Source organism: Streptomyces rubradiris (assembly GCF_016860525.1).
In the GTDB taxonomy this organism is placed as follows: domain Bacteria; phylum Actinomycetota; class Actinomycetes; order Streptomycetales; family Streptomycetaceae; genus Streptomyces; species Streptomyces rubradiris.
In genome coordinates, this window is sequence record NZ_BNEA01000015.1 from 2,678,226 (window position 1) to 2,703,563 (window position 25,338).

Sequence of the window (25,338 nt, forward strand, 5' to 3'; positions counted from 1 at the left end):
ACCGCCTGGTCCGCGGCTCAGAACCTCGGCGCGTTACGGGACCGCTGCACCCGCGTGGTGCGGCGGTCCTTCGCGTTCCAGCAGGCCTTGTGCCAGTGCCGGCGGTCGTCGACGCCCGCGTACTCGGGCCAGGCCACCACGTGCGGGACGCCGGAGGGGATGACCTGGTCGCAGCCCGGGCAGCGGTAGGTCTTGCCGTGTGCGCTCGCCCCGGCGACGTGCCGCACGCTCCAGTCCTCGCCCTGCCAGCTCTCGCTGGACTGCCAGCCGCCGTACCGGCCCGCGGGGTCGTCCTCGGCGCTCCGGCCCGACGATCCGGCTGCCTTCGGTCGGTTGCGACGCGGGGACACGGGACACCTCTCGGGGCTATACAGGAAGCACGGGCGCCATCCAGCCTACGCGGCGCCGAGCGGGGTACGGGTACGGAACCAACCCCCACAAGTCCCCCTCCTGGGCGACCCATTCTGCAGACAATCGGCAAATCTCCCTGCGGGACCGTGTCCTTGGCACGTGTCAGACGGTTATGCCGGGTGGGGGAGCTCCGGGTCGGAGCCAAGGAAGCAGGAATGCGATGCGCGTAGGAACTTTTGTGCTGGCCGCCCAGTTCCCCGGCCAGGGTCCGGGAGAGGCGCTGCACCGGGCGGTCCGCTCCGCGGAGGTCGCCGAGCAGGCCGGGCTGGACGCCGTATGGCTGGCCGAGCACCACTTCGTGCCCTACGGCACATGCCCCTCGGCGGTCACCCTGGCCGCGCTGCTGCTGGGCCGCACCCACCGCATCCGGGTCGGCACGGCGGTCAGCGTCCTGCCCACCTCGCACCCGGTCGCCCTCGGCGAGCAGGCCGCGCTGCTCCACGTCACCAGCGGCGGACGGTTCACCCTGGGCGTCGGGCGCGGCGGCCCCTGGGTGGACCTGGAGGTGTTCGGCGCGGGCCTGAAGGCGTACGAACACGGGTTCCCGGAGTCCCTCGATCTGCTGCTGCGCTGGCTGCGCGAACCGGCGGTGGCGGCCGACGGCGAGCGGTACTCCTTCCGCGAGGTGCCGGTCGTACCCCGCCCGTCGGACGTCCTGACCGACGCCCCCGGCCCCGAGGTCGTGCTGGCCTGCACCTCGCCGGCGAGCGTACGGCTGGCCGCCGAGCGCGGGCTGCCGATGCTGCTCGGCATGCACGTCGGGGACGAGGAGAAGGCCGAGATGGTCGCCCTGTGGCGGGAGTGCGCCCGCGCGGCGGGCCGGCCGGCCGAGGAGATCGCGGGCGCCGCCCATGTCTCGGCCGGGGTCTGCCAGCTCGCCGACCGGCGCAGCGACGCGGCCGAAACCCTGCTGAAGGCGATGCCGGGCTGGCTGCGGCAGGGGCTCGCGGCCCATATGACGGTGGACGGACGGCAGCGCGTGATGCGCGACCCGCACGCCTACACCGAACTGCTCTGCGGGCTGCATCCGGTGGGCACCCCGCGGCTCGCCGCCGACCGGCTCGCGGCCACCTCGGAGCGGACCGGGATCTCCCGCTTCGCCCTCATGGTCGAGGGCTCGGGACAGCTCGCGGCCACCGAGGAGAACCTGCGGCGGCTCGGCGCGGAGGTACTGCCCCAACTGCGCTGACCGCGCCGTCCGCCCCGGGCCGCGCCGCTCTCACGGCCAGCCGGTCCCGGACTCCCGGGCCCCGCCGGCCGTCCCCGGCGCGGGGCCGCCCGGGGGCTTGCCGCCCCGACGACGCATGCACCTCCCACGGGGTGGAGCGGCAAGCCGACGGCTCCGGCGACCCGGTCACGGCCGTGCCGCGGCCGCGTCAGCAGTCCCGGAGCTCCGGGGACTGGTTCAGCAGCTGGGCGCGCACCGACGTGAAGCGGGCCAGCGTCTCGTCCACCGAGGCGTCCAGCGGGAACACCGCCACACGGTGGCAGTTCTGGAAGGCCAGCCGCACACCGAAGTGCCGCTGCAGCGCGCCGCGTATCGCGTCACTCGCGAGCGCACGCAGCAGCTGACCGCGCGCCTGCTCGTCCGGCGGGGGCGTCTGGTTGTCGGCGAAGGGGCCGCCGTCCACCTTCAGCTGGGCCACCAGGGAGCTGATCATCTCCCATGCGTAGGGCAGGGAGGTCCGGACGCAGTCGACGAATGCTGCTTCGTCGACCTCGCCTCGCTCGGCCTGTTCGAGTAGGGCCGGTGAGACGTCGAGCGACATGGGTTCTCCTCTCGCACCCCCGAAAGCGCAGGGGTTGGCGGACAGATGGGGGAGTTCGCGATTTCGAACACGCTCGGTACAGGGGCCGCAACCTCCCGTTCCCTACGGTAGGCAACGGTCGGTGACCACACCAGCAGAATGCGTATATGGAACGGTCGGCTCATGCTCACTATCGGCCAGGGATGAACAAGAGGTTCCAGGGACAATTGGGACGTTCCACAGGGAGCGGGATGGGCGGATCGCGTGCACCGGCGCGCGTCGAGTAGCGTTGCCGACCATGCGTCTCGTCATTGCCCGATGCTCGGTCGACTACGCCGGCCGGCTCACCGCCCATCTGCCCTCGGCACCGCGACTGATCCTGGTCAAGGCGGACGGCAGCGTCTCCATCCACGCCGACGACCGGGCCTACAAGCCGCTCAACTGGATGTCGCCGCCCTGCACGCTGAAGGAGGGGACCGGCGAGGAGGCGGGGGTGTGGACCGTCGTCAACAAGGCGGGCGAGAAACTGATCATCACGATGGAGGAGATCCTCCACGACTCCTCGCACGAACTCGGCGTGGACCCGGGCCTGATCAAGGACGGCGTGGAAGCGCACCTCCAGGAACTGCTCGCCGACCGCATCGAGACCCTGGGCGAGGGGTACACCCTGATCCGCCGCGAGTACATGACCGCGATCGGTCCGGTGGACATCCTGTGCCGGGACGCCGACGGCCGGACGGTGGCGGTGGAGATCAAGCGGCGGGGCGAGATCGACGGTGTCGAACAGCTCACCCGTTACCTGGACCTGCTGAACCGCGACCCGCATCTGGCGCCGGTCCGCGGAGTCTTCGCCGCGCAGGAGATCAAGCCCCAGGCCCGCGTCCTCGCCACCGACCGCGGCATCGACTGCCACATCCTGGACTACGACGCCCTCCGGGGCATCGAGGACGACAAGCTCCGCCTGTTCTGACCGCCACGGCCCGCCCCGGCGACACCGCCCCCTCGGCCCCGTAGGCCACCGCCGGACGCACCATCACGGCCGAGCGCCGTCGCGGCGGGGAGCGGAGCGGTGCCCGGCAAAACGTGCGGCCTTACCCCTCCCGCCTCCGCCCACGCCCCGTCCGCCGCCGTGGCACTCAACCCCCGCGGCGCGGACCGGAGGTGCCCAACCGGCGTCGGAGCGTCGGCCGCCGCCGGACGCCACCGTCGCGGCCGAGCGCCGTCGCGGCGGGGAACGGGGCGGTGCCCGGCGCAGGTGACAGGCTTCGCCCGTCCCCCGCCGGCACGCCCCCCGGTCCGCTGCCGGGAGGCGTTCGTCACCGTGGCGGGGGTCAGATCACCGGGTCGGTCGTGGACGGGGCCGGGTTGGTCGCGGAGGCCGTGGTGGCGCCGGTGGAGCCGGAGGTCGTCGTGCCGGTGGTGTCGCCGGACGTGGCGCCGCCGGTGTCGGTGGTGCCGCCCGTCGTCCCGCCCGTGGACGTACCGTCCGTCGAGCCGCCGGTGGTCTCCCCCGTCGTACCGGTGGTGCCGCCCGTCTCGGTGCCCGTCGTCCCGCCCGTGGACGAGCCGTCCGTCGAGCCGCCGGTCGTCGTGCCGCCCGTCGGCGTGCCCCCCGTCGAGCCGGTGGAGTCCCCGCCGCCGCTCCCGCTGGAGCCGCCGGGCGTGCCGCCCGTCGTACCGCCCGTGGACGAACCGCCCGACCCGCCGGGCCTCGGCGATGTCGACGGCGAACCGGGGGACGCGCCGGGCCGGGACGGCTCGCCACTCTCCGAGGGGTGGTACGTGGCCCTCGGCGGCGCGGGGTCGTCCGCCGTGCCGTACGTGCCGTCCGGACCCGGTGACGTGGGCCGGCCGCCGACCGCGCCGGTGTCCCCGGTGTCCGTCGGCTCCACTCCCGAGTCCCCGTCGCCCACTCCGGGGCTCGCCGACGGATTGGCGTCGACCTTGCCCTCCGGGTCCTGGCCGGCGCTGCCGGAGGACGTCATGCCGAGCGTGACGACCGTACCGAGCACGGCCGCGAGCAGGGCACCGGCACCCGCCGCCACCAGGTTGCGCCGGGCCAGCCGCCGCAGGCCGCCGCCCCGCGCCGCGGGTCGCGTCGCGGGTTCCGCCACCGGTGCCGCGGCCGGTGGCGCCACCGGCCGCGGCACCGGCTGGGTCAGCTGCCGGGTGAACTGGGTCTCGCCCGGGGAGCCGTAGGGCGCCGGCACCGGCACGTCCTGACGCGCCTCCGCCGGCTCCTCGCGCACCGGAGCGGACGGCGGCGGCACGGACGGCCCCGGTACCGACCGCCCCGGCACCTCGCCGGCCCGGTCGGCGAGCAGGGCCAGCGCCCGGCGGCCGGCCACCGCGCCCCGCTTGTCCGCGAGCGCACCGCGCAGCCCGCTCGACGCCTCCAGCTCCGCGCGCGCCCGGCCGAACTGCCCGGAGCACAGCGCGAGGATGCCCAACTCGTGGTGGAAATAGGCTTGTTCCGCTACCTCGCCGCTCAGCCGGGCGGCCTCCGCGCCGGACCGCAGGGCCCGTTCCCAGGCACTCCAGTGCAGCCCCGCGGCGAAGGCGGGCGCCGCCGTACGCGCCAGCCGCACCGCGCCGCCCTCGTCGTCGGCGGCGGACGACGACGCGCGCGGGACGACGGCGGCCAGCGCGGCCAGCACCGCGTCGGCCTCCGCGCACACCCGTTCCGGGGTGACCGAGGGGTGCCCGGCCCACCAGGCGTAGTGCCGGGCCGCGGTGAGGGCGTGCCCGGCCGCGTCGTCGGCGTATCCGGCGGCCTCCAGTTGGGTCCGCACACCGGCCGCGAGCCGGTAGCGGGAGCCGACCGGGGAGACCAGCCCGCAGCTCATCAACTCGCCGAGCGCCGCGTCGGCGTGGGTGTCGCCGACCAGGGCGGGCAGGTGCGCCTGGTGCGGCAGTTCGCCGCCGAGGGCCACCGCGAAGCGCAGGGCGGCCCGGGCGGAGGGGCTGAGCCGGGAGGCGAGCAGCGGGGCGGGCGCCGCCGCCTCGCCGAGGGAGGGCAGCGGTACCTCCTCTCCCGGCTCCACCGGCGCTTCGGCGGGCCTGCGGACGTCCTCGAAGACCCCGTACTCGTCCACCGCGCCGGTGCTGGCCCGCAGCCGGTCGCGCTGCCGGAGCAGGGCACCGGCCTGCACGAACCGCAGCGGCAGCCCCTCGGACTCGAACCACAGGTCGCCGGCCCAGTTGACCTCTTCCTCGGTGAGCGCCCGGCCGGCGGTCCGCTCCAGGACCGCCAGCCCGGCGGCCCGGTCGAGACCGCCGAGGAAGACCTCCTCCACGTCCGCCTCGGCGGAGGGCGCGGGCACGTCGGGCGTGACGGCGAACAGGAACGCGCACTCGGGGGTGGCGTCGAGCAGTTCGCCCAGGGCGGCGCCGCCGAACTCCAGGTCGTCCACGACGACGACCGCGCCGATCTCCCCGACGAGGGCGCGGAGTTCGTCCGGATCGGGACGGTAGCCGGGGGCGTCGTGGACGGCGTGGAACAGGTCGTGCAGCAGGTCGCCGGGCGCCCGGCGGAAGCCGCTCAGCCGGACCACGCCGTCGGGGGCGAGGTCGCGGCAGTCCCCGGCGACCGCGTCGAGCAGCGCGGTGCGGCCGGAACCGGCCGGGCCGGTGAGGCGGACGGAGCGCCCGCGGGCCAGGAGCCGGGCCAGGCGCTCGCGCTCCTCCTGACGCTCCGGCACCTCGGGCGCGGCGGGGGCGGAACCGGCCGGTGCGGGCGGACGGGCCGCGAGCTCGATCTCGGCGCGCTCGACGGCGGTGCGCTTGGTGGCCCTGCCGGGGCGCTCGGCCGGCGGGCACGGCTCGATCTCGCTGCCGTCGACCGGATTGACGGTCAGTTGGAGATCGCCGCAGACCAGCCGCTCCATGCGGGCGGGCGCCGGCGCCGCCGGGGCGAGGTCGGAGGCGAGGGGGTCCCGGGACGGACGGCGGCGGTCCGCCTGGCCGTGGTCCTCGGGTCCCGGGTTGATCGGGTCCATGGGTTCAAGCTCCCCAAAAGCGTCGTGTGCCCGTGTTGTGGCCCTCCCGGCCTCGTCGCACACCGCGCTGTCGCTTCTGGTCCGGGCCCGCTCGGCAGAGGGTCGCGAGACGGCGGGCGACCGCACCTTAAACCGTCACCGGGTCCGGGCGACAGGGCAGGGTGCCCCGCGGTCCGAGACGTCACGGTCTCGGGAGGATTGCCCCCGTCGTACGGTTCGGCGATCGCGCCCGGTCCGGCCGGACCCCGCCTGGTACGCGCCGCGCCCCCGCGGGTGCCTCACACCCGGGGCAGCGACTCCACGCCGATGCCGCCCTCGATGGCGAGGATGCGGTGCAGCCGGGTGGCCACCAGCAGGCGCTGCATCTGCGGGGGCACGCCCCGCAGCACCAGCCGGCGCCCGCAGCGGCCGGCCCGCCGGTGGGCGCCCATGATCACGCCGAGTCCGGTGGCGTCCCAGGAATCCAGTTCGGACAGGTCGAGCACCAGGTCGCCGACTCCGGTGTCGACGGCCGAGTGCAGGGCCGTACGGGCGTCCGCCGCGCTGCGGACGTCGAGGCGGCCCCCGACGACCAGCTCGGCGTGGTCGCCCCTGATGTGCATATGCGCTCCCCGTTGAGTGCGGTTGGCGTACTCGGTGACGGATGCTGTGCCCCGTCTGACTGTGCGGGTGGCGGTGCGGTTGCTGCTTGTCAGCAAACCGATACCGAATTCACCCCCGGGAGTGATACTCCCGGGGACTGTGCGGCGGCGTGGGGCTCAGTACCTGTAAAAGCCCTGCCCGCTCTTGCGGCCGATGTCACCGGCGTCCACCATCCGGCGCATCAGCTCCGGCGGGGCGAACTTCTCGTCCTGGGACTCGGTGTAGATGTTGCTCGTGGCGTGCAGCAGGATGTCCACGCCGGTGAGGTCGGCGGTGGCGAGCGGGCCCATGGCGTGGCCGAAGCCCAGCTTGCAGGCGAGGTCGATGTCCTCGGCGGTGGCGACGCCGGACTCGTAGAGCTTGGTCGCCTCCACCACGAGGGCGGAGATCAGCCGGGTGGTGACGAAGCCGGCCACGTCCCGGTTGACGACGATGCAGGTCTTGCCGACGGACTCGGCGAACTCCCGGGCGGTGGCGAGGGTCTCGTCGCTGGTCTTGTAACCGCGGACGAGTTCGACGAGCTTCATCATCGGCACCGGCGAGAAGAAGTGGACGCCGACGACCCGTTCGGGGTGCTCGGTGGCCGCCGCGATCTTGGTGATCGGGATGGCCGAGGTGTTGGAGGCGAGCACGGTGTCCTCGCGCACGAGCTTGTCGAGCGCGCGGAAGATCTCGTGCTTGACCTCCAGCTTCTCGAAGACGGCCTCCACCACGACGTCCGCGTCGGCGGCGGCGTCGAGGTCGGTGGTGGGGGTGATGCGCGCGAGGGCGGCCTCGGCGTCCTCGGCGGCCAGCTTGCCCTTGCTCACGAACTTGTCGTACGAGGCCCTGATGCCGTCGGTGCCGCGCCCGAGCGCCTCGTCGGTGACGTCCCGCAGCACGACCTCCCAGCCCGCCTGCGCGGCGACCTGAGCGATACCGGATCCCATGAGCCCGGCCCCGATGACGGCAAGCTTCCGTGCCACTCCGACTCCCCTTAGAACGCCCTGAACGTCTGCCTCTCCGGCGGACCATAGCGCTCCGGGAGCGCCGTGTGACCGGTAAGTAACGCGCGTCACGTCTCAATTGACGGACATCACACCGGCAGGGGTCAGGCGGCGCCTCGGACGGCGTAGTTGAGGACCTTTTCGCTCAACAGGTCCTCGATGTCGTCCATCAGGACGAGCACCTCTCGTGATACTTCGGCCGGTTTGCGGCCGGCGACCATCTCGCGGCCGATGGTGACGAAGACGGCCTGGTGGACCCAGCAGATCTGACCGGCCATCAGGTCCGGCAGCGGGTCGTCGGGGGCGGCGCCGGTCTCCTCGCGCAGGGTCGCCTCCAGGATGTCGTGGGTCTCCTGTTGCAGGCTCCACAGCCGCGAACGCAGCGCCGGCGCCTCGTGGATGACCCGCATGAAGCGGTCGTAGCCCGCCATCAGGCCGACCCGGGGCGAGACGGCCTCGACCTCCGAGCGCAGTTCGCGCAGGACGGCACGGGCGGCGGACTCCCCCACGTCCCGGCCGCGGACCCAGCGGGCGAGCCGGTCGGCCACGCCGGCCGAGCGGTCGAAGAAGAGGTCCTCCTTGGCGGGGAAGTAGTTGTAGACGGTGTTGACGGAGACGTTCGCCGCCTCGGCGATCTCCGCGACGGTCACCGCCTCGAAGCCGCGCTCCAGGAACAGCCCGGTGGCGACATCCGAGATGTACTGCCGGGTCTGCCTCTTCTTCCGCTCCCTGAGCCCCTCAGCCATGCCCTCATCCTAACTTCACTGGTCTCGATGAAAAATTGGGGTCGTTGCAAATTTTCAGAGACTCTGTTTTTCTGAGGGCATGGCAGCAGTCATCAGCACGTCGGGCCTCGCCCGCACCTTCCAGACGAGGTCCGGTCCCGTCGAGGCCGTACGCGGCATCGACCTCACCGTCCACGAGGGCGAGATCCTCGGCTTCCTCGGCCCCAACAGCGCCGGCAAGACGACCACCCTGCGGATGCTCACCACCCTGCTGGAGCCGACCGGCGGCGCGGCCACCGTGGCCGGCCGCGACCTCGTGGCCGACCCCGCCGGGGTGCGCCGGGTCAGCGGCTACGTCGCCCAGTCCGGCGGAGTGGACCCGCAGATCACCGTGCGGGAAGAGCTGGTCACCCAGGGCCGGCTGTACCGCCTGCCGAAGGCGCGGGCCGTCGCCCGCGCCGCCGAACTGGCCGCCGAGCTGGACCTCACCGAGTTCCTGGACCGCAAGACCGGCGCGCTCTCCGGCGGCCAGCGGCGCCGCCTGGACATCGCGATGGCGCTCACCCACCACCCGAAGGTGCTCTTCCTGGACGAGCCGACGACCGGGCTCGACCCCGGCAGCCGCGCCGACCTGTGGGCCCTGGTCCGCCGGCTGCGCGACGAGCACGGCACGACCGTCTTCCTGACCACCCACTACCTGGACGAGGCCGACGCCCTCGCCGACCGCCTCGTGATCGTCGACCACGGCACGGTCGCCGCCGAGGGCACCCCGGGCGCGCTCAAGCTCCGCTACGGCGGCTCGCTCGACGCCACCCTCCAGGACACCTTCCTCGCGATCACCGGCCGCGGCCCCGCCCCTGCCGACACCGCCCCCGTCGCCGTATAAGCCGTACAAGGAGATCCGGAAACGATGCTGCTCCACGACACGGCCCTCATCTACGGCCGCTACATCCGCCAGTCCCTGCGCTCCCGCTTCGCCCTGCTCTTCGGCGTGCTGACACCACTGCTGTACCTGCTCTTCTTCGGCCCGCTGCTCACGGACCTGCCGCTGGGCGGGCGGGGCAGCTCCTGGCAGGTGCTGGTCCCCGGGCTGCTGCTCCAGCTGGGACTCTTCGGCGCCCTGTTCGCCGGGTTCACGGTCATCATCGAGAAGGGGCAGGGGGTGGTGGAGCGGATGCGGGTGACCCCGGTCAGCCGGCTCGCCCTGCTGCTCGGCCGGGTACTGCGGGACGCCACCGTGTTCGTCTTCCAGGCGGTGCTGCTGGTGCTGGCCGCGCTGGTGATGGGTCTGCGCGCGCCACTGGCCGGCGTCCTGGTCGGCTTCGCCTTCGTGGCCCTGCTCACGGTCTCGCTGGCCTCGGTGTCGTACGCGCTCGGCATGAAGGTGCGCAGTCCGCAGGAGTTCGGCCCGCTGATCAACACGGTGTCGATGCCGTCGATGCTGCTGTCCGGCCTCATGCTCCCGATGACCCTCGCGCCCGCCTGGCTGGACGTGCTGTCGCACTTCGTCCCGTTCCGCTATCTGGTGGACGCGGTCCGGGACGCCTACGTCGGCGACTACACGAGCGCGCACATGCTCTACGGGGCCCTGGTCGCCGTGGGCTTCACCGCGCTGGCCGTGACGGCGGGCACACGGGTGTTCCGGACGGCCGGATCGTAACTACGCTGGCCGCATGGTCAATCTGACGCGTATCTACACCAGGACCGGCGACCAGGGCACCACCAGCCTCGGCGACATGAGCCGGGTGCCCAAGACGGACCTCAGGATCGCCGCCTACGCCGACGCCAACGAGGCCAACGCGGTGATCGGCACGGCCATCGCGCTGGGCGGGCTGGCACAGGAGATCGTCACGGTCCTCACCCGCGTCCAGAACGACCTGTTCGACGTGGGCGCGGACCTGTCGACGCCGGTCGTGGAGAACCCCGAGTACCCGCCGCTGCGGGTCGAGCAGTTCTACGTCGACCGGCTGGAGGCGGACTGCGACCGGTTCAACGAGCGGCTGGAGAAGCTGCGCTCCTTCATCCTGCCGGGCGGCACCCCGGGCGCGGCCCTGCTGCACCAGGCCTGCACGGTCGTCCGCCGGGCCGAGCGCTCCACCTGGACGGCCCTTGAGGCACACGGCGAGACGATGAACCCGCTCACCGCGACCTACCTCAACCGCCTCTCCGACCTCCTGTTCATCCTGGCCCGCACCGCCAACCAGGAGACCGGGGACGTGCTGTGGGTTCCGGGCGGGGAGCGCTAGCCGCCGCGCGACGGGGCGCGGGCGGTGAGCGTCAGCGCCGCCCGGCCGGTTCCCGGTCGTCGCCCCGCTGCGGAGCCCGCTTCGGGAACACCGTGTAGCACCCCGCGATGAGTACGTTGATGCCGATCAGCCACAGCATGCGCTGCTGCCACACCCGCAGCGAGCCGGTGCCGGCGGCGTCGCCGACGTACCAGACCGCCCCCTGGAGCAGGGCGAGCGCCACGACCGCGGCCAGGATCCAGCGGCCGGCGACCTTCCACTCGTGGACGGCGCGGGCGGTGCCGTACTTGGGCGGCTTCGCCGGGGGCGGGCCGCCTGCGAAGCGGTGGGCCACCCGGGCGTCCACCCACTTGATGGTGGAGTGACCGAGGCCGACGGTGAAGCCGATGTAGACCGCGGCCAGCCCGTGCCGCCAGTCCGGCTGCGCGCCGTGCTTCAAATCGATCGCCGTGGCGACGAAGAGCACGACCTCCAGCAGCGGTTCGCACAGCAGCAGCGCCAGTCCGGTGCGCGGCATCCGCAGCGCGTACCGGAAGGCCAGTCCGGCCGCCAGCAGCACCCAGAACGCCACCTCGCAGGCGATGACCAGGCCGACGATCACGGTTCACTCCCCTCGTTTCCCCCTCCAGGGTCCCGGCCGGGCCGGGCGGCCGCGTCGTCGGCGCTGAGGAGAGTGCCGTAAGCGAAAGTCGCAGTCCCGCACCCTTCCCGGGGAGCAGGCGCGGCGGGCCGCGGCCGTGTTGGATGGGGGCATGGCCCGCACGTTCACCCGCCCGCACCGAGACGACTGGTGGATCGCCGTGGGCGGGCTGCTCGGCGGGCTGCTGCTGTGGGCGCTCGGCATCCACCCCCGGGAGCACACGGACAACCTGGTGCTGTGGCACACCCCCTGGGCGCCCCTGGTCCCGCTCGCGCTGACCGCCGCGTGCGAACCGCTGCGCCGCGTCCGGCCGCGCGTCGGCCTGCTGGTCGGCACCCTCATGCTGGTCCTGGACACGGTGACCCTCGGCAGCGTGATCACGGTCGTGCTGTACACCGACCTGATGTACGCGGCCGTCCTGTACGGCACCCCGGCCTCGGCCCGCCGCATCCCGTGGATCGCCGGGATGCTCACGGTCCTCGGCGGGGTGGTGCCGGCGGGGCTCTGGCACGACCCGCAGGGGCTGCTGATCGGGCTGGGCGTCGGGGTGGTGGCGCTGGCACCCGCCGCGACCGGCGCGCTGGTGCGCGGCCACCGGGACGCCGCCGAGGCCGCCCGGCTGCGGGCCGAACAGACCGCGCTGCTGGCCGAGATGGACCGGACCCAGGCGGTCAACGCGGAACGGGCCCGGGTGGCGCGCGAGCTGCACGACATGGTCGCCAACCACCTGTCGGCCATCGCCATCCACTCCACGGCGGCCCTCTCCCTGGAGGACGCCAAGACCTCCCGGGAGGCGCTGGTCGTCATCCGGGAGAACAGCGTGGCGGGGCTGGCCGAGATGCGCCGGCTGATCGGCATCCTGCGGGACCGCTCCGGGGACCGGGAGCCCGCCGCCTCCCCGACCCTGGCGGGCCTCGGCGCGCTGGTCGGCACCGCCCGGGCGGGCGGCCTGGACGTCACGCTCGACGCCGGGCACGGCGAGGTGCCGGCGCCCGTGGAGCTGGCCGCCTACCGGATCGTGCAGGAGTCGCTGACCAACGCCCTGAAGCACGCGGCCGAGGGGAGCGTGCGCGTGGTGCTGCGGCAGCGGGACGGCCTGCTGGACATCCGGGTGACCAGCCCGTACCGGCCGGGCGGCGCCCCCCGGGTGCCGGGCTCCGGGGCCGGTCTGACCGGGATGCGGGAGCGGGCGGCGCTGCTCGGCGGCACGTTCGAGGCCGGGCCCCGAGGCGGCCTGTGGGCCGTACGGGCCGTGCTTCCGCTCACCGAAGGAGAACTCGCATGATCCGTGTCCTGGTCGCCGAGGACCAGTCCGCCGTCCGCGCCGGGCTGGCGCTGATCCTGGGCAGCGCGCCCGACATCGAGGTGGCCGGGGAGGCGGCGGACGGGGAGCAGGCGGTCGAACTGGCCCGCCGGCTGCGGCCGGACGTGGTGCTGATGGACGTGCAGATGCCGGTACTGGACGGGGTGTCCGCGACCCGGCGGATCGTGGCCGAGCAGCTCGCCGACGTCCTGGTGCTGACCACGTTCGACCTGGACGAGTACGTGTTCGGGGCGTTGCGGGCCGGGGCCGCGGGGTTCCTGTTGAAGCACGCGGAGGCGCGGGAGCTGCTGGAGGCGGTACGGACGGTGGCGCGCGGGGAGGGGGTGGTGGCACCGGCCGTGACCCGGCGGCTGATCGCCGAGTTCGCCGCGGGCCCGGTCGCGGACCGGGGTACGGCGGCCGACCCGGCGGTGCTGGAGGACCTGACCCGGCGGGAGCGGGAGGTGCTCGGCTGCGTCGGCGAGGGGCTGTCGAACGCGGAGATCGCCGGCCGCCTGGACATGGCGGAGGGCACGGTGAAGACGCACGTCAGCCGGTTGCTGGCCAAGCTGGGGCTGCGCAGCCGGGTGCAAGCCGCGGTGCTGGCCAGGGAGTTGGGGCTGTAGCGGGGCGCCCGCCGCAATGGCCGCCAGAATGGTCCAGACCTATTGACCTGTGGTCCAGACCTTTCTACCCTCGCAGCACCGTGGGGCATGAAGGCTCAGTCATGCCCCTGACACCTCTACTACGAGGGAGGCGCTCCATGCGCTTCAGACACAGAGCCGCGGCAGGGTTCGCGTCCCTGCTGCTCCCCCTGGCCGGCGCGGTCGGCCTCGCGAGCCCCGCCCAGGCCGCGTCCAACGCAACGGCCACCTTCACCAAGACCAGCGACTGGGGCTCCGGCTTCGGCGGCCAGTGGACCGTCAAGAACACCGGCACCAGCAGCATCAGCTCCTGGACCGTCGAGTGGGACTTCCCCTCCGGCACCAAGGTCACCTCGGCCTGGGACGCCACCGTCACCAACTCCGGTGACCACTGGACCGCCAAGAACGTCGGCTGGAACGGCACCATCGCCCCCGGCGCCTCCGTCTCCTTCGGCTTCAACGGCTCGGGCCCCGGCTCCCCGGCCAACTGCAAGCTGAACGGCGACAGCTGCGACGGCTCCACACAGCCGGGCGACGCCGCCCCGTCCGCCCCCGGCACCCCGACCGCCTCCTCCGTCACCGACACCTCGGTGAAGCTCTCCTGGAGCGCGGCCACCGACGACAAGGGCATCAAGAACTACGACGTGCTGCGCGACGGCAAGAAGGTCGCCACCGTCACCACCACCTCGTACACGGACACCGGCCTGACCGCCGGCACCGACTACTCCTACAGCGTGCAGGCCCGCGACACGGCCGACCAGACCGGCCCGGTCAGCGGCGCCGTCAAGGTGCACACCACCGGAGGCGGCAGCACCGAGCCGCCCACCGGTGACAAGGTGAAGATGGGCTACTTCACCGAGTGGGGCATCTACGGCCGCAACTACAACGTCAAGAACCTGGTGACGTCCGGCTCCGCAGCCAAGATCACGCACATCAACTACGCCTTCGGCAACGTCACCGGCGGCAAGTGCGCGATCGGCGACTCCTACGCCGACTACGACAAGGCGTTCACCGCCGAGAACTCGGTCAGCGGCGTCGCCGACACCTGGGACCAGCCGCTGCGCGGCAACTTCAACCAGCTGCGCCAGCTGAAGGCCAAGTACCCGCACATCAAGGTGCTGTGGTCGTTCGGCGGCTGGACCTGGTCCGGCGGCTTCGCGGACGCGGCCAAGAACCCGGCGGCCTTCGCGCAGTCCTGCTACGACCTGGTCGAGGACCCGCGCTGGGCCGATGTCTTCGACGGCATCGACATCGACTGGGAGTACCCGAACGCCTGCGGTCTGACCTGTGACACCAGCGGGCCCGCGGCCTACAAGAACCTGATGGCCGCGCTGCGCGCCAAGTTCGGCCCCGACTACCTGGTCACCGCCGCCACCACCGCCGACGGCACGGCCGGCGGCAAGATCGACGCCGCGGACTACGCGGGCGCCGCCCAGTACCTCGACTGGTACAACGTGATGACGTACGACTTCTTCGGTGCCTGGGACGCCAAGGGCCCGACCGCCCCGCACTCCCCGCTCACCTCGTACGACGGCATCCCGAAGGCGGGCTACACCACCGCCGACGCCATCGCCAAGTTCAAGTCGATCGGCGTGCCCGCCAAGAAGCTGCTCGTCGGCATCGGCTTCTACGGCCGCGGCTGGACCGGCGTCACCCAGGACACCCCGGGCGGCACGGCCACCGGCCCGGCGGCCGGCACCTACGAGCAGGGCATCGAGGACTACAAGGTCCTCAAGACCTCCTGCCCGGCCACCGGCACCGTCGCCGGCACGGCGTACGCGCACTGCGGCACCAACTGGTGGTCCTACGACACTCCCGCCACCATCAAGTCGAAGATGGCCTGGGCCAACACCCAGGGCCTCGGCGGAGCGTTCTTCTGGGAGTTCAGCGGCGACACCAGCAACGGCGAGCTGGTGAGCGCGATCAACGACAGCCTGTAAGACCTGTACGACCTGAAAAGCGCCTAAGCGACATTGACGCGCTGACCGGGCGGGGCTGCTTCCAGCCACGCGAGGAATCCGGTCAGCGCGTCTTCGCTCATGGCGAGTTCGAGGCGGGTTCCCCGATGCGTACAGGCCAGTACCACCGCGTCGGAGAGCAGCGCCAGCTCCTCCTCGCCCTCGGGCAGCCGGCGCCCGGCCACCTCGATCTGCGCCCGCTCCAGGACCCGGCGGGGACGGACGGCGTAGGAGAAGACCCGGTACCACTCGATGCGGTCGCCGTTGTAGCGGGCGACGCCGTAGGACCAGCCCTTGCCGCCCGTGTCCGGTTTCTCCGGGACGTCCCAGCGCAGCGAGCAGTCGAAGGTCCCGCCGGAGCGCTGGATGAGCCGGCGCCGCAGCCCGAACAGGAACAGCCCCACCACCACGAGCGCGACCACGATTCCGCACACAGTCAGAGCGAGGACCATCGGCACCGACCTCCTCGTCTCCTAGTTGGTGGAACTGCTTCTGCACTTGAGTAACGAAACGGAAAAAACACCCACATCTGCCTCAGCCGCGACCGGCACCGGATTGCTCCGGGCCGGCCGCGGCTGAGTGACGTCAACGTACCGCGCGGCTGGTTCAGCGCGCCGCCGCAGCACGCAGTCGGACGTCCGCGCGGCGCTCGGCGGCGGCGTCGCCCTCCGCCTTCGCCCGCTCCAGCTCCCGCTCCGTGCGCTGGACGTCGATCTCGTCCGACAGCTCGGCGATCTCGGCCAGCAGGGACAGCTTGTTGTCCGCGAACGAGATGAAACCGCCGTGCACCGCGGCGACGACCGTTCCACCTTCACTCGTACGGATGGTCACCGGGCCCGACTCCAGCACACCGAGCAGCGGCTGGTGACCGGGCATGACGCCGATGTCGCCGGACGTGGTGCGCGCGACGACCAGGGTGGCCTCGCCGGACCAGACCTGGCGGTCGGCGGCGACCAGCTCGACGTGCAGCTCAGCAGCCAAGAGTGGCTCCTCGGGTCACCACCCGGCAGGGGCGCCGGGTGTTGGGGTCAATTCTAGTGGGCGTGGGTGAGGGGGCGGGACGCGCCCGCCCCCTCGGATGAGCACGGGGCTCAGGAGACGCCCAGCTCCTTGGCGTTCTTCTTGAGGTCGTCGAGACCACCGCACATGAAGAAGGCCTGCTCGGGGAAGTGGTCGTACTCGCCGTCGCAGATCGCGTTGAACGCGGCGATCGACTCGTCCAGCGGCACGTCCGAGCCGTCCACGCCGGTGAACTGCTTGGCGACGTGGGTGTTCTGGGACAGGAAGCGCTCCACCCGACGGGCGCGGTGGACGACCAGCTTGTCCTCCTCGCCCAGCTCGTCGATACCGAGGATCGCGATGATGTCCTGGAGGTCCTTGTACTTCTGCAGGATCGTCTTCACGCGCATGGCCGCGTTGTAGTGGTCCTGCGAGATGTAGCGCGGGTCCAGAATCCGGGACGTGGAGTCCAGCGGGTCCACGGCCGGGTAGATGCCCTTCTCGGAGATCGGACGGGAGAGCACCGTCGTCGCGTCGAGGTGGGCGAAGGTGGTGGCCGGGGCCGGGTCGGTCAGGTCGTCGGCGGGGACGTAGATCGCCTGCATCGAGGTGATCGAGTGACCGCGGGTCGAGGTGATGCGCTCCTGGAGGAGACCCATCTCGTCGGCCAGATTCGGCTGGTAACCCACCGCGGACGGCATGCGGCCGAGCAGCGTGGAGACCTCGGAACCGGCCTGCGTGAAGCGGAAGATGTTGTCGATGAAGAACAGCACGTCCTGCTTCTGGACGTCACGGAAGTACTCGGCCATGGTGAGGCCGGCCAGCGCGACGCGCAGACGGGTGCCCGGGGGCTCGTCCATCTGACCGAAGACCAGCGCGGTCTTGTCGATGACGCCCGAGTCGGTCATCTCCTCGATGAGGTCGTTGCCCTCACGGGTGCGCTCGCCGACACCGGCGAACACGGAGACACCGTCGTGGTTGTTGGCGACACGGTAGATCATCTCCTGGATGAGCACCGTCTTGCCGACGCCGGCGCCGCCGAACAGACCGATCTTGCCGCCCTTGACGTACGGGGTGAGCAGGTCGATGACCTTGACGCCCGTCTCGAACATCTCGGTCTTCGACTCGAGCTCGTCGAAGTTCGGCGCCTTGCGGTGGATCGGCCAGCGCTCGCCCTCGTAGGACTCGTCGACGTTCAGCACCTCACCGAGGGTGTTGAACACCTTGCCCTTGGTGAAGTCGCCGACCGGCACCGAGATCGGCGCGCCGGTGTCGACGACCGGGGCCTGGCGGACCAGACCGTCGGTCGGCTGCATGGAGATGGTGCGGACCAGGCCGTCACCCAGGTGCTGGGCGACCTCAAGGGTCAGGGTCTTCTTCTGACCCTCGTTCGCCGGGTCGGCGACCTCGACGTTCAGTGCCTGGTAGATGTCCGGCATCGCGTCGACGGGGAACTCCACGTCGACGACCGGGCCGATGACCCGGGCGACGCGGCCCGTAGCCGTCGCGGTCTCAACAGTGGTGGTCATTTATCGGTCACTCCCCGCGGTCGCGTCGGCCAGGGCGCTCGCGCCACCGACGATCTCGCTGATTTCCTGGGTGATTTCGGCCTGGCGGGCCGCGTTGGCAAGACGGGAGAGCGTGTTGATCAGCTCGCCCGCGTTGTCGGTGGCCGACTTCATCGCGCGCCGCGTGGCGGCGTGCTTCGAAGCGGCCGACTGGAGCAGCGCGTTGTACACGCGGCTCTCCACGTAGCGCGGCAGCAGGGCGTCGAGGACGTCCTCCGCCGAGGGCTCGAAGTCGTACAGCGGGAGGATCTCGCCCTGGGGCTTGACCTCCTCGGCGACCTCGTCGAGGCGCAGCGGCAGCAGCCGGGCGTCGAGCGCCGTCTGCGTCATCATCGAGACGAACTCGGTGAAGACCATGTGGAGCTCGTCCACACCGCCCTCGGCCGTGTCCTTCTGGATGGCCTCGATCAGCGGCGCCGCCACCTTCTTGGCGTCCGCGTACGTCGGCTCGTCGGTGAAGCCGCTCCACGACTCCGCGACCTTGCGCTCACGGAAGTTGTAGTGGGCGACACCACGCCGGCCGACGATGTACGTGTCGACCTGCTTGCCCTCGCGCTCCAGGCGCTCGGTCAGCTGCTCCGCGGCCTTGATGGCGTTGGAGTTGAAGGCGCCGGCCAGACCGCGGTCGCTCGTCAGGAGCAGGACCGCGGCGCGGGTCGGGTTCTCCGCCTCCGTGGTGAGCGGGTGCTTGGTGTTCGAACCCGTGCCCACCGCCGTGACCGCGCGCGTCAGCTCGGTCGCGTACGGCGTGGAGGCCGCCACCTTGCGCTGCGCCTTGACGACGCGCGAGGCGGCGATCATCTCCATCGCCTTGGTGATCTTCTTGGTCGCGCTGACGGATCGGATGCGACGCTTGTAGACCCGGAGCTGGGCTCCCATGAGTCAGGTCCCTTCCTTACGTCACTTGGAAGCAGCGGCAGGAGTGTCCTCGCCGAGCAGCTTGCCGTCCGAGGTCTCGAACTGCTTCTTGAAGGCCGCGATCGCGTCGGCGACGGCCGTGAGCGTGTCGTCGGACATCTTGCCGCCCTCACGGATGGAGGTCATGAGGCCCTGCTCGCTGCGGTGCAGGTACTCCAGCAGCTCCTTCTCGAAGCGGCGGATGTCGGCGACCGGAACGTCGTCCATCTTGCCGGTGGTGCCGGCCCAGACGGAGACGACCTGGTCCTCGGTGGACATCGGCTGGTACTGGTCCTGCTTCAGCAGCTCGACCATGCGCTGACCGCGCTCCAGCTGGGCCTTGGAGGCGGCGTCCAGGTCGGAACCGAAGGCGGCGAAGGCCTCCAGCTCACGGAACTGGGCGAGGTCGACGCGGAGGCGGCCGGAGACCTGCTTCATCGCCTTGTGCTGGGCGGAACCACCGACTCGGGAGACGGAGATACCGACGTTCAGCGCGGGACGCTGACCGGCGTTGAACAGGTCCGACTCCAGGAAGCACTGGCCGTCGGTGATGGAGATGACGTTGGTCGGGATGAACGCCGAGACGTCGTTGGCCTTGGTCTCGACGATCGGCAGACCGGTCATCGAACCCGCACCCATGTCGTCGGAGAGCTTGGCGCAGCGCTCCAGCAGCCGGGAGTGCAGGTAGAAGACGTCACCCGGGTAGGCCTCACGGCCCGGCGGCCGGCGCAGCAGCAGCGACACGGCGCGGTAGGCGTCGGCCTGCTTCGACAGGTCGTCGAAGATGATCAGGACGTGCTTGCCCTGGTACATCCAGTGCTGGCCGATGGCCGAACCGGTGTACGGCGCCAGGTACTTGAAGCCGGCCGGGTCGGACGCCGGGGCGGCGACGATGGTCGTGTACTCCAGGGCGCCGTTCTCCTCCAGCGCGCGGCGCACACCGGCGATGGTGGAGCCCTTCTGGCCGATGGCGACGTAGATGCAGCGGACCTGCTTCTTGGGGTCGCCCGAGCGCCAGTTGTCGCGCTGGTTGATGATCGTGTCGACGGCCAGGGCGGTCTTGCCGGTCTGGCGGTCACCGATGATCAGCTGACGCTGACCGCGGCCGATCGGGGTCATCGCGTCGACGGCCTTGTAGCCCGTCTCCATCGGCTCGTGCACCGACTTGCGCTGCATGACCGTGGGGGCCTGCAGCTCAAGGGCGCGGCGGCCGTCGGTCTCGATCTCGCCGAGGCCGTCGATCGGGTTGCCGAGCGGGTCGACGACACGGCCGAGGTAGCCCTCGCCGACCGCGACGGAGAGGACCTCACCGGTACGGGTGACCGGCTGACCCTCCTCGATGCCGCTGAACTCACCGAGGACGATGGCGCCGATCTCGCGCTCTTCCAGGTTGAGCGCGAGGCCGAGGGTGCCGTCCTCGAACTTCAGCAGTTCGTTGGCCATGGCCGAGGGGAGGCCCTCGACCTTCGCGATGCCGTCGCCGGCAAGGGTGACCGTACCGACCTCCTCGCGCGAGGCCGCGTCCGGCTTGTACGACTGGACGAAGTTCTCCAGCGCGTCCCGGATCTCCTCCGGCCGGATCGTGAGCTCCGCCATCTGGGTTCCCTGCTCTCCTTGTTGGGCCCGAAGTTTCACTTTGGGGGGATGGGGACTCCCCCCAACAGGAGGTGAATCCTCTGCACGGCCCAACCAGGGCCGTAAGTACGTACTGCGTCTTCCGGAGTTTCTCGAAAGACCGATATATCGAGTTGCTGCTAGCTCGCCATGCGGCGGGCGGCCTCGTCGAGCCGGTCCGCGAGGGAGCCGTTGATGACCTCGTCACCGACCTGCACCCGGATGCCGCCGATGACCTCGGGGTCGACGTCCAGGTTGAGGTGCATCCGACGGCCGTAGAGCTTGGTCAGGGCGGCACCGAGGCGCTGCTTCTGCCCGTCGCTCAGCGGCACCGCCGAGGTGACGACGGCGACCACGCGGTTCCGGCGCTCGGCGGCGAGCTTGGACAGGGACTCCAGTCCCGCTTCCAGGCTACGTCCACGCGGCGCGGTGGCCAGGCGCGTCACCAGTCGCTCGGTGGCCGGCTTGGCCCGCCCGCCCAGCAGCCGGTGCAGCAGCTCGGTCTTGGCCGAGGTGCCGGCGGCGCGGTCGGTGAGCGCGGCGCGCAGCCCGGTGCTGGAGGCGACGATCCGGCCGAACCGGAAGAGCTCGTCCTCGACGTCGTCGAGCGTGCCCGTCTTCTCCGCGGCCGTGAGGTCGGCGATGTCCGCCAGCTCCTCCAGCGCGTCCACCAGGTCGCGCGGCTGCGACCAGCGGGACCGGGCCAGCCCGGACAGCAGGTCGGCGGTCGGACCGCTGACCTGGCCGCCGATCAGACGCTGGACCAGCTGGGCCTTCGCCTCTCCGGGCTGCGCCGGGTCGGTGAGGACCCGGCGCAGGCCGGCCTCGCGGTCGAGCAGCGCGGTGACGGCCGCCAGCTCGTCGGCGAGCTGCGCGGCGTCCACGGACGTGGAGTCCGTCAGCGCGTCCAGACGCTCCCGTGCGGCTGCCAGTGCCTCGCGGCTCGCTCCGTTCATCGCGTGGCCTCGGCCTTCTCCTCGAGCTCGTCGAGGAAGCGGTCGATCACACGGCTCTGACGGGCGTGGTCCTCAAGGGACTCGCCGACGAGCTTGCCGGCCAGTTCGGTGGCGAGCCGGCCGACGTCCTGGCGCAGCGCGGACGCGGCGGCCTTGCGGTCGGCCTCGATCTGGGCGTGACCGGCGGCGACGATCTCCTCGCGCTGGCGCTGGCCCTCGGCCCGCATCTCGGCGATGAGCGCGGCACCCTGCTCCTGCGCCTCCTGGCGCAGGCGCGCGGCCTCGTGCCGGGCCTCGGCGAGCTGGGCCTTGTACTGCTCAAGGACGCTCTGGGCCTCGGTCTGCGCGGCCTCGGCCTTTTCGATACCGCCCTCGATGGCTTCCCGGCGCTCTTCCAGAACCTTGTTGATGTTCGGGAGGAGCTTCTTGGCGAGGAAGGCGAAGACGATGACGAAGGCGATCAGGCCGATGACGAGCTCTGGGATCGGCGGGATGAGGGGGTTCTCGGCCTCCTCAGCCGCCAGCTGAACCAGGGGGCTCATATCAGTGCCTTTCGTCTATTGGTGCGCGGCGGTCGGGTCAGGAGGCCGGGTAGACGAACGGCATGACCAGACCGATCAGGGCGAGCGCCTCACAGAAGGCGAAGCCCAGGATCTGGTTGGCGCGGATCAGACCGGCCGCCTCGGGCTGACGGGCGAGGGCCTGCGTGCCGTTACCGAAGATGATGCCGACGCCAACGCCCGGGCCGATGGCGGCGAGACCGTAACCGATGGAGCCGAGGTTGCCCTGGATCTTGACTTCGGCGAGGGTCTGGAGAGCGGACATGCCGGTTCTTCCTTCTCTTTCAATGACCGGTGGGGGTTGGCCACCGGGTGTCTGGGGGTGGGTGGTCGGGTCGCTCAGTGGTGCTCGGCGAGCGCGCCCTGGATGAAGCTGCAGGTCAGCAGTACGAAAACGTACGCCTGGACAGCCTGGATGAAGAGCTCGAAGGCGGTCATCACGATGACCATCACGAACGAGACGGCGGAGTAGGCGATGCCGATGCCGTTCAGCATGTACCAGCTGGCGATCGTGAAGAGCAGCAGCAGCGTGTGACCGGCGAACATGTTCGCGAAGAGTCGGACGGCGTGGGTGAAGGGCCGCACGAGGAGGTTCGAGAACAGCTCGATCGTCATCGACAGCGGGAGGACCGCGCCGAGGGACTTGTCGTAGCCGGTGAAGTTCTTGAAGGCGCCCACGAAGCCGTGCCGCTTGAAGGTCAGCCCGACCCAGAGGATGTAGACGATGGCGGCCAGGATGGCCGGGTACGAGATGATCGAGGTCACCGGGAACTGCGCGACCGGGATGACCGACCAGAGGTTCATCATCCAGACGAAGAAGAACAGCGAGACGACCAGCGGGACGTACTTCTCGCCTTCCTTCTTGCCGATGGTCTCGTAGACGACGCCGCGGCGGATGAAGTCGTAACCGGACTCGGCGATCATCTGGAGCTTGCCCGGGACAACCTTCGGCTTGGCGAAGGCGGCCCAGAAGAAGCCCACGATGATGATGGAACCGAGGAGCGCCAGCAGCATCGTCTTGTTGAAGTACAAGTTGCTGTCCGCGTCGCCCCAGAGCGGCTTGAACAGGAACGAGTGCAGGCCCGGAGCCGGGAAGCCGCACCCGTCGAACAGGTGGCAGCTCGTGTCGAAAGCGAGCGTCTGCGTCGGGTCAGCACTCACCGCGGGCTCCTTCATCGTGGCGCATAGGTACGGCAACCTCGTTGTGTCGGCGCGGCGCACGGCCGCGGGTCGGCACGGGACTGGTGTTACGGATGTGGGGGCGGCTGTGGGGCATCTCGCCTCGCGTTCGAGCAGGCGTCAGCTCAAATGCCCGCGCCCGCGATGCCGCAGTTGGCACCGGACGATAGCAGCATCTCTCGTGCGCCTTTATCCCGGCCCTACTTCTCACGACGAATGCCCTGTCTTCTCGGGCTTGTCGCCCTTCGACGAGGCATCGGGATCGACGTAGAGGATCTTGGCCTTCATGTGGGCACGCGTCTGCGCGGCGATCCACGCGAGGGTGGCGACCACGAGGGTGATGGCGAAGGCACGCGGGTTGAACAGCGTCGTGTTCTTGAACAGCGCGACGAAGATGACCAGCAGCAGAAGCTGGGCCGCGTACAGCATCAGGCCCATCATCTGGAACAGCTGGGGAAAGGATTTGGCGGTGCGCTGGAGCACGTAGAGGCCGAGCCCCATGAAGACGATCACCACCAGCGTCCCCACGACGGCCCCGATCGCCCCCTTGCCGCCGGCGACCACGGCGCTGACGACGGCGGCGATCACACCGACGGCAGCCGTGGGCACTGCGGCCTGGGCCAGGATCCGGGCGTCATTGGACGGCATGGCGGCAACTCCGCTTTCACAGGGGGCAGGGTGTCGTCATGGACGAGCGTAGTCCCGGACCGAGTGATCGAGATCTCACACCTACGGACCGTCGCACTCAGGCCTCTCGGTCCTATCCGGGGTTCTCGTGAACCGTATCACAAACTATTTGATGAGGTCTTTACCTGTTGGGTGTGCTTGCTGTCACACATGAGAGTGAAGGTGCCCGTCTGTGCAGAAACGCCGCCCACTTGTCTGGTATTAGGGCGCTTTGCTCCCCCACGAGTTGGCAATGCTCTAGTCAGATTCTTACCTTGGGCGTATCAGCGACGATCGAGGAAACGCGAACGGGCGCCGAGCGCGGTCGCTCCGTTGACGCCGGAGACCCCGGCCGTGACCGGGGACCGCTCGTCGCTCTCCGTGACCTCCGAGGCGGCGGACTCCGCGGCGGCTTCGGGGACACGGCGCCTGCGGTAGCGCGGCGGGACGAAGCGCTGGGCCCACAGCGGCACGCGCGGCGTGAAGCGCGGGAGCAGCAGCAGGACCAGGCCGACCGCGCTGAGGAAGACCACGCCCAGCACGATCCACATCGACGCCGAGTTGACCGAGTACGCCAGCGCCCCGAAGCCGATCAGCGCCGACCAGAAGTACATGATCAGCACGGCCCGGCTGTGCGAGTGGCCGATCTCCAGCAGGCGGTGGTGCAGATGGCCGCGGTCGGCGGCGAACGGGGACTGACCGCGCCAGGTGCGCCGGACGATCGCGAGCACCAGGTCGGCGGCCGGTACGGCGATGATGGTCAGCGGAAGCAGCAGCGGGATGTAGACCGGCACCGTCTGGTGCACCGCCGCCTTCTCCGAGCCGGTGAACAGCGCGAGGGCGTCCGGGTCCACCTGCCCGGTGATCGAGATCGCGCCCGCCGACAGCACCAGGCCGATCAGCATCGAACCCGAGTCGCCCATGAAGATCCGCGCCGGGTGCATGTTGTGCGGCAGGAAGCCCAGGCACATGCCCATCAGGATGGCCGCGAACAGGGTGCCGGGGGCGGCGGCCTCGATGCCGTACGAGTACCAGATCCGGTAGGCGTACAGGAAGAACGCGCCCGCCGCGATGCACACCATGCCGGCCGCGAGACCGTCCAGGCCGTCCACGAAGTTCACCGCGTTGATCGTGATGACCACCAGGGCCACCGTCAGCAGGGTGCCCTGCCACTGGGTCAGCGCGACGTTGCCGACGCCCGGGATGGGCAGCCACAGGATCGTCAGACCCTGCATGACCATCACGCCCGCGGCGATCATCTGGCCGCCCAGCTTGATCAGCGCGTCGATCTCGAACTTGTCGTCCAGGACGCCGATCAGCCAGATCAGCGCGGCCCCGGAGAGCAGCGCCCGCGGCTCGTTGGACTTGGCGAAGACCTCGTTGAGGTTCGTCAGGTGGTCCGCGACCAGCAGGCCCGCGCACAGTCCGAAGAACATGGCGATACCGCCGAGGCGCGGAGTGGGTTCCCGGTGCACGTCCCGGGCCCGGATCTCCGGCATCGCCCCGGCCACGATCGCGAACTTCCGTACCGGCCCCGTCAGCAGATACGTCACCGCGGCCGTGATGCAGAGCGTCAGCAGGTATTCACGCACGGGCTT

At 70.9% G+C, this 25,338-nt stretch carries 26 protein-coding genes; 8 read left to right on the forward strand and 18 right to left on the reverse strand.

Features of this window, described 5'->3' with window-relative positions; translation table 11 throughout:
• Nucleotides 1-17: 17 nt before the first annotated feature.
• Entirely contained in the window at nt 18-350 is a 333-nt protein-coding gene (locus tag Srubr_RS24895) for an ATP/GTP-binding protein (protein WP_189998757.1), read from the reverse strand.
• A 221-nt stretch (nt 351-571) separates the two neighbouring features.
• Here Srubr_RS24895 and Srubr_RS24900 point away from each other — a divergent pair, with 221 nt between their 5' ends.
• Entirely contained in the window at nt 572-1,600 is a 1,029-nt protein-coding gene (locus Srubr_RS24900) for an LLM class flavin-dependent oxidoreductase (RefSeq protein WP_189998759.1), read from the forward strand.
• A 187-nt stretch (nt 1,601-1,787) separates the two neighbouring features.
• Here Srubr_RS24900 and Srubr_RS24905 read toward each other — a convergent pair whose 3' ends face one another.
• A complete protein-coding gene (locus Srubr_RS24905) occupies nt 1,788-2,180 on the reverse strand; it encodes an SCO5389 family protein (protein ID WP_189998761.1) in 393 nt (130 codons plus the stop codon).
• A 277-nt stretch (nt 2,181-2,457) separates the two neighbouring features.
• On the opposite strand from Srubr_RS24905, the gene nucS reads away from it, so the two are divergent.
• On the forward strand, nt 2,458-3,129 hold the full coding sequence (nucS, locus tag Srubr_RS24910; RefSeq protein WP_189998763.1) for an endonuclease NucS: 672 nt from the start codon (nt 2,458-2,460) through the stop codon (nt 3,127-3,129).
• Nucleotides 3,130-3,490: 361 nt separating this feature from the next.
• On the opposite strand, the gene Srubr_RS24915 is transcribed toward nucS, so the two are convergent.
• The 4 genes from Srubr_RS24915 to Srubr_RS24930 all read right to left on the reverse strand — a co-directional run bounded on the left by Srubr_RS24915 (nt 3,491) and on the right by Srubr_RS24930 (nt 8,531).
• Nucleotides 3,491-6,157 carry an ATP-binding protein gene (locus Srubr_RS24915; RefSeq protein WP_189998765.1) on the reverse strand — a complete coding sequence of 889 codons (2,667 nt, stop codon included), beginning with the start codon at nt 6,155-6,157 and terminating at the stop codon, nt 3,491-3,493.
• Between the two features lie 278 nt (nt 6,158-6,435).
• Nucleotides 6,436-6,759 (reverse strand): STAS domain-containing protein, encoded by a 324-nt coding sequence (locus Srubr_RS24920; RefSeq protein WP_014675024.1) that lies wholly within the window; start codon nt 6,757-6,759, stop codon nt 6,436-6,438.
• Between the two features lie 156 nt (nt 6,760-6,915).
• Nucleotides 6,916-7,764, reverse strand: coding sequence for a 3-hydroxyacyl-CoA dehydrogenase family protein (locus tag Srubr_RS24925; protein ID WP_189998767.1), 849 nt, complete (start codon nt 7,762-7,764; stop codon nt 6,916-6,918).
• Nucleotides 7,765-7,889: 125 nt separating this feature from the next.
• Nucleotides 7,890-8,531 (reverse strand): TetR/AcrR family transcriptional regulator, encoded by a 642-nt coding sequence (locus tag Srubr_RS24930; RefSeq protein ID WP_189998769.1) that lies wholly within the window; start codon nt 8,529-8,531, stop codon nt 7,890-7,892.
• Nucleotides 8,532-8,610: 79 nt separating this feature from the next.
• On the opposite strand from Srubr_RS24930, the gene Srubr_RS24935 reads away from it, so the two are divergent.
• Genes Srubr_RS24935 through Srubr_RS24945 form a run of 3 tightly spaced genes read left to right on the forward strand, consistent with a single transcriptional unit; the run spans nt 8,611 to nt 10,756 of the window.
• On the forward strand, nt 8,611-9,396 hold the full coding sequence (locus Srubr_RS24935) for an ATP-binding cassette domain-containing protein (RefSeq protein ID WP_189998771.1): 786 nt from the start codon (nt 8,611-8,613) through the stop codon (nt 9,394-9,396).
• A 24-nt stretch (nt 9,397-9,420) separates the two neighbouring features.
• A complete protein-coding gene (locus Srubr_RS24940; RefSeq protein ID WP_189998773.1) occupies nt 9,421-10,170 on the forward strand; it encodes an ABC transporter permease in 750 nt (249 codons plus the stop codon).
• A gap of 13 nt (nt 10,171-10,183) precedes the next feature.
• Nucleotides 10,184-10,756, forward strand: a complete 573-nt coding sequence (locus Srubr_RS24945) for a cob(I)yrinic acid a,c-diamide adenosyltransferase (protein WP_189998775.1) — start codon at nt 10,184-10,186, stop codon at nt 10,754-10,756.
• Between the two features lie 31 nt (nt 10,757-10,787).
• Here Srubr_RS24945 and Srubr_RS24950 read toward each other — a convergent pair whose 3' ends face one another.
• Nucleotides 10,788-11,357, reverse strand: a complete 570-nt coding sequence (locus tag Srubr_RS24950) for a hypothetical protein (RefSeq protein ID WP_189998778.1) — start codon at nt 11,355-11,357, stop codon at nt 10,788-10,790.
• Between the two features lie 151 nt (nt 11,358-11,508).
• Between Srubr_RS24950 and Srubr_RS24955 the strand changes: the two genes are divergently transcribed.
• From Srubr_RS24955 to Srubr_RS24965, 3 genes are all read left to right on the forward strand, one after another.
• A complete protein-coding gene (locus tag Srubr_RS24955; RefSeq protein ID WP_189998780.1) occupies nt 11,509-12,681 on the forward strand; it encodes a sensor histidine kinase in 1,173 nt (390 codons plus the stop codon).
• Nucleotides 12,678-13,325: a response regulator gene (locus Srubr_RS24960; RefSeq protein ID WP_189998782.1), complete on the forward strand. Its 648-nt coding sequence runs from the start codon at nt 12,678-12,680 to the stop codon at nt 13,323-13,325. Before Srubr_RS24955 ends, Srubr_RS24960 begins: the two co-directional genes overlap by 4 nt.
• A 137-nt stretch (nt 13,326-13,462) precedes the next feature.
• Nucleotides 13,463-15,283, forward strand: a complete 1,821-nt coding sequence (locus Srubr_RS24965; protein ID WP_189998784.1) for a glycoside hydrolase family 18 chitinase — start codon at nt 13,463-13,465, stop codon at nt 15,281-15,283.
• Nucleotides 15,284-15,306: 23 nt separating this feature from the next.
• Here Srubr_RS24965 and Srubr_RS24970 read toward each other — a convergent pair whose 3' ends face one another.
• The 11 genes from Srubr_RS24970 to Srubr_RS25020 form a co-directional block, all read right to left on the reverse strand.
• A complete protein-coding gene (locus Srubr_RS24970) occupies nt 15,307-15,753 on the reverse strand; it encodes a DUF2550 domain-containing protein (RefSeq protein WP_189998786.1) in 447 nt (148 codons plus the stop codon).
• A 154-nt stretch (nt 15,754-15,907) separates the two neighbouring features.
• Nucleotides 15,908-16,282: a F0F1 ATP synthase subunit epsilon gene (locus Srubr_RS24975; protein ID WP_023546729.1), complete on the reverse strand. Its 375-nt coding sequence runs from the start codon at nt 16,280-16,282 to the stop codon at nt 15,908-15,910.
• Nucleotides 16,283-16,392: 110 nt separating this feature from the next.
• Nucleotides 16,393-17,829 carry a F0F1 ATP synthase subunit beta gene (atpD, locus tag Srubr_RS24980; RefSeq protein ID WP_189998788.1) on the reverse strand — a complete coding sequence of 479 codons (1,437 nt, stop codon included), beginning with the start codon at nt 17,827-17,829 and terminating at the stop codon, nt 16,393-16,395.
• Nucleotides 17,830-18,747 carry a F0F1 ATP synthase subunit gamma gene (locus tag Srubr_RS24985; protein ID WP_189998790.1) on the reverse strand — a complete coding sequence of 306 codons (918 nt, stop codon included), beginning with the start codon at nt 18,745-18,747 and terminating at the stop codon, nt 17,830-17,832. It lies immediately after the preceding gene.
• Nucleotides 18,748-18,768: 21 nt separating this feature from the next.
• Complete coding sequence (gene atpA / locus Srubr_RS24990; RefSeq protein WP_189998793.1) at nt 18,769-20,361, reverse strand: F0F1 ATP synthase subunit alpha; 1,593 nt, start codon at nt 20,359-20,361, stop codon at nt 18,769-18,771.
• 158 nt (nt 20,362-20,519) lie between these two features.
• The gene (locus tag Srubr_RS24995) at nt 20,520-21,335 is read right to left on the reverse strand and encodes a F0F1 ATP synthase subunit delta (protein ID WP_189998795.1); all 816 of its coding nucleotides are present in this window, start codon (nt 21,333-21,335) and stop codon (nt 20,520-20,522) included.
• Nucleotides 21,332-21,877: a F0F1 ATP synthase subunit B gene (locus tag Srubr_RS25000; RefSeq protein WP_189998797.1), complete on the reverse strand. Its 546-nt coding sequence runs from the start codon at nt 21,875-21,877 to the stop codon at nt 21,332-21,334. Before Srubr_RS25000 ends, Srubr_RS24995 begins: the two co-directional genes overlap by 4 nt.
• 37 nt (nt 21,878-21,914) lie before the next feature.
• The gene (locus Srubr_RS25005; protein ID WP_055720591.1) at nt 21,915-22,160 is read right to left on the reverse strand and encodes an ATP synthase subunit c family protein; all 246 of its coding nucleotides are present in this window, start codon (nt 22,158-22,160) and stop codon (nt 21,915-21,917) included.
• A gap of 74 nt (nt 22,161-22,234) precedes the next feature.
• On the reverse strand, nt 22,235-23,071 hold the full coding sequence (atpB, locus tag Srubr_RS25010) for a F0F1 ATP synthase subunit A (RefSeq protein WP_189998799.1): 837 nt from the start codon (nt 23,069-23,071) through the stop codon (nt 22,235-22,237).
• A 210-nt stretch (nt 23,072-23,281) separates the two neighbouring features.
• Nucleotides 23,282-23,722, reverse strand: coding sequence for a hypothetical protein (locus Srubr_RS25015; RefSeq protein ID WP_030610083.1), 441 nt, complete (start codon nt 23,720-23,722; stop codon nt 23,282-23,284).
• 302 nt (nt 23,723-24,024) lie between these two features.
• Entirely contained in the window at nt 24,025-25,332 is a 1,308-nt protein-coding gene (locus Srubr_RS25020; RefSeq protein WP_189998801.1) for an MraY family glycosyltransferase, read from the reverse strand.
• Between the last annotated feature and the right edge of the window lie 6 nt (nt 25,333-25,338).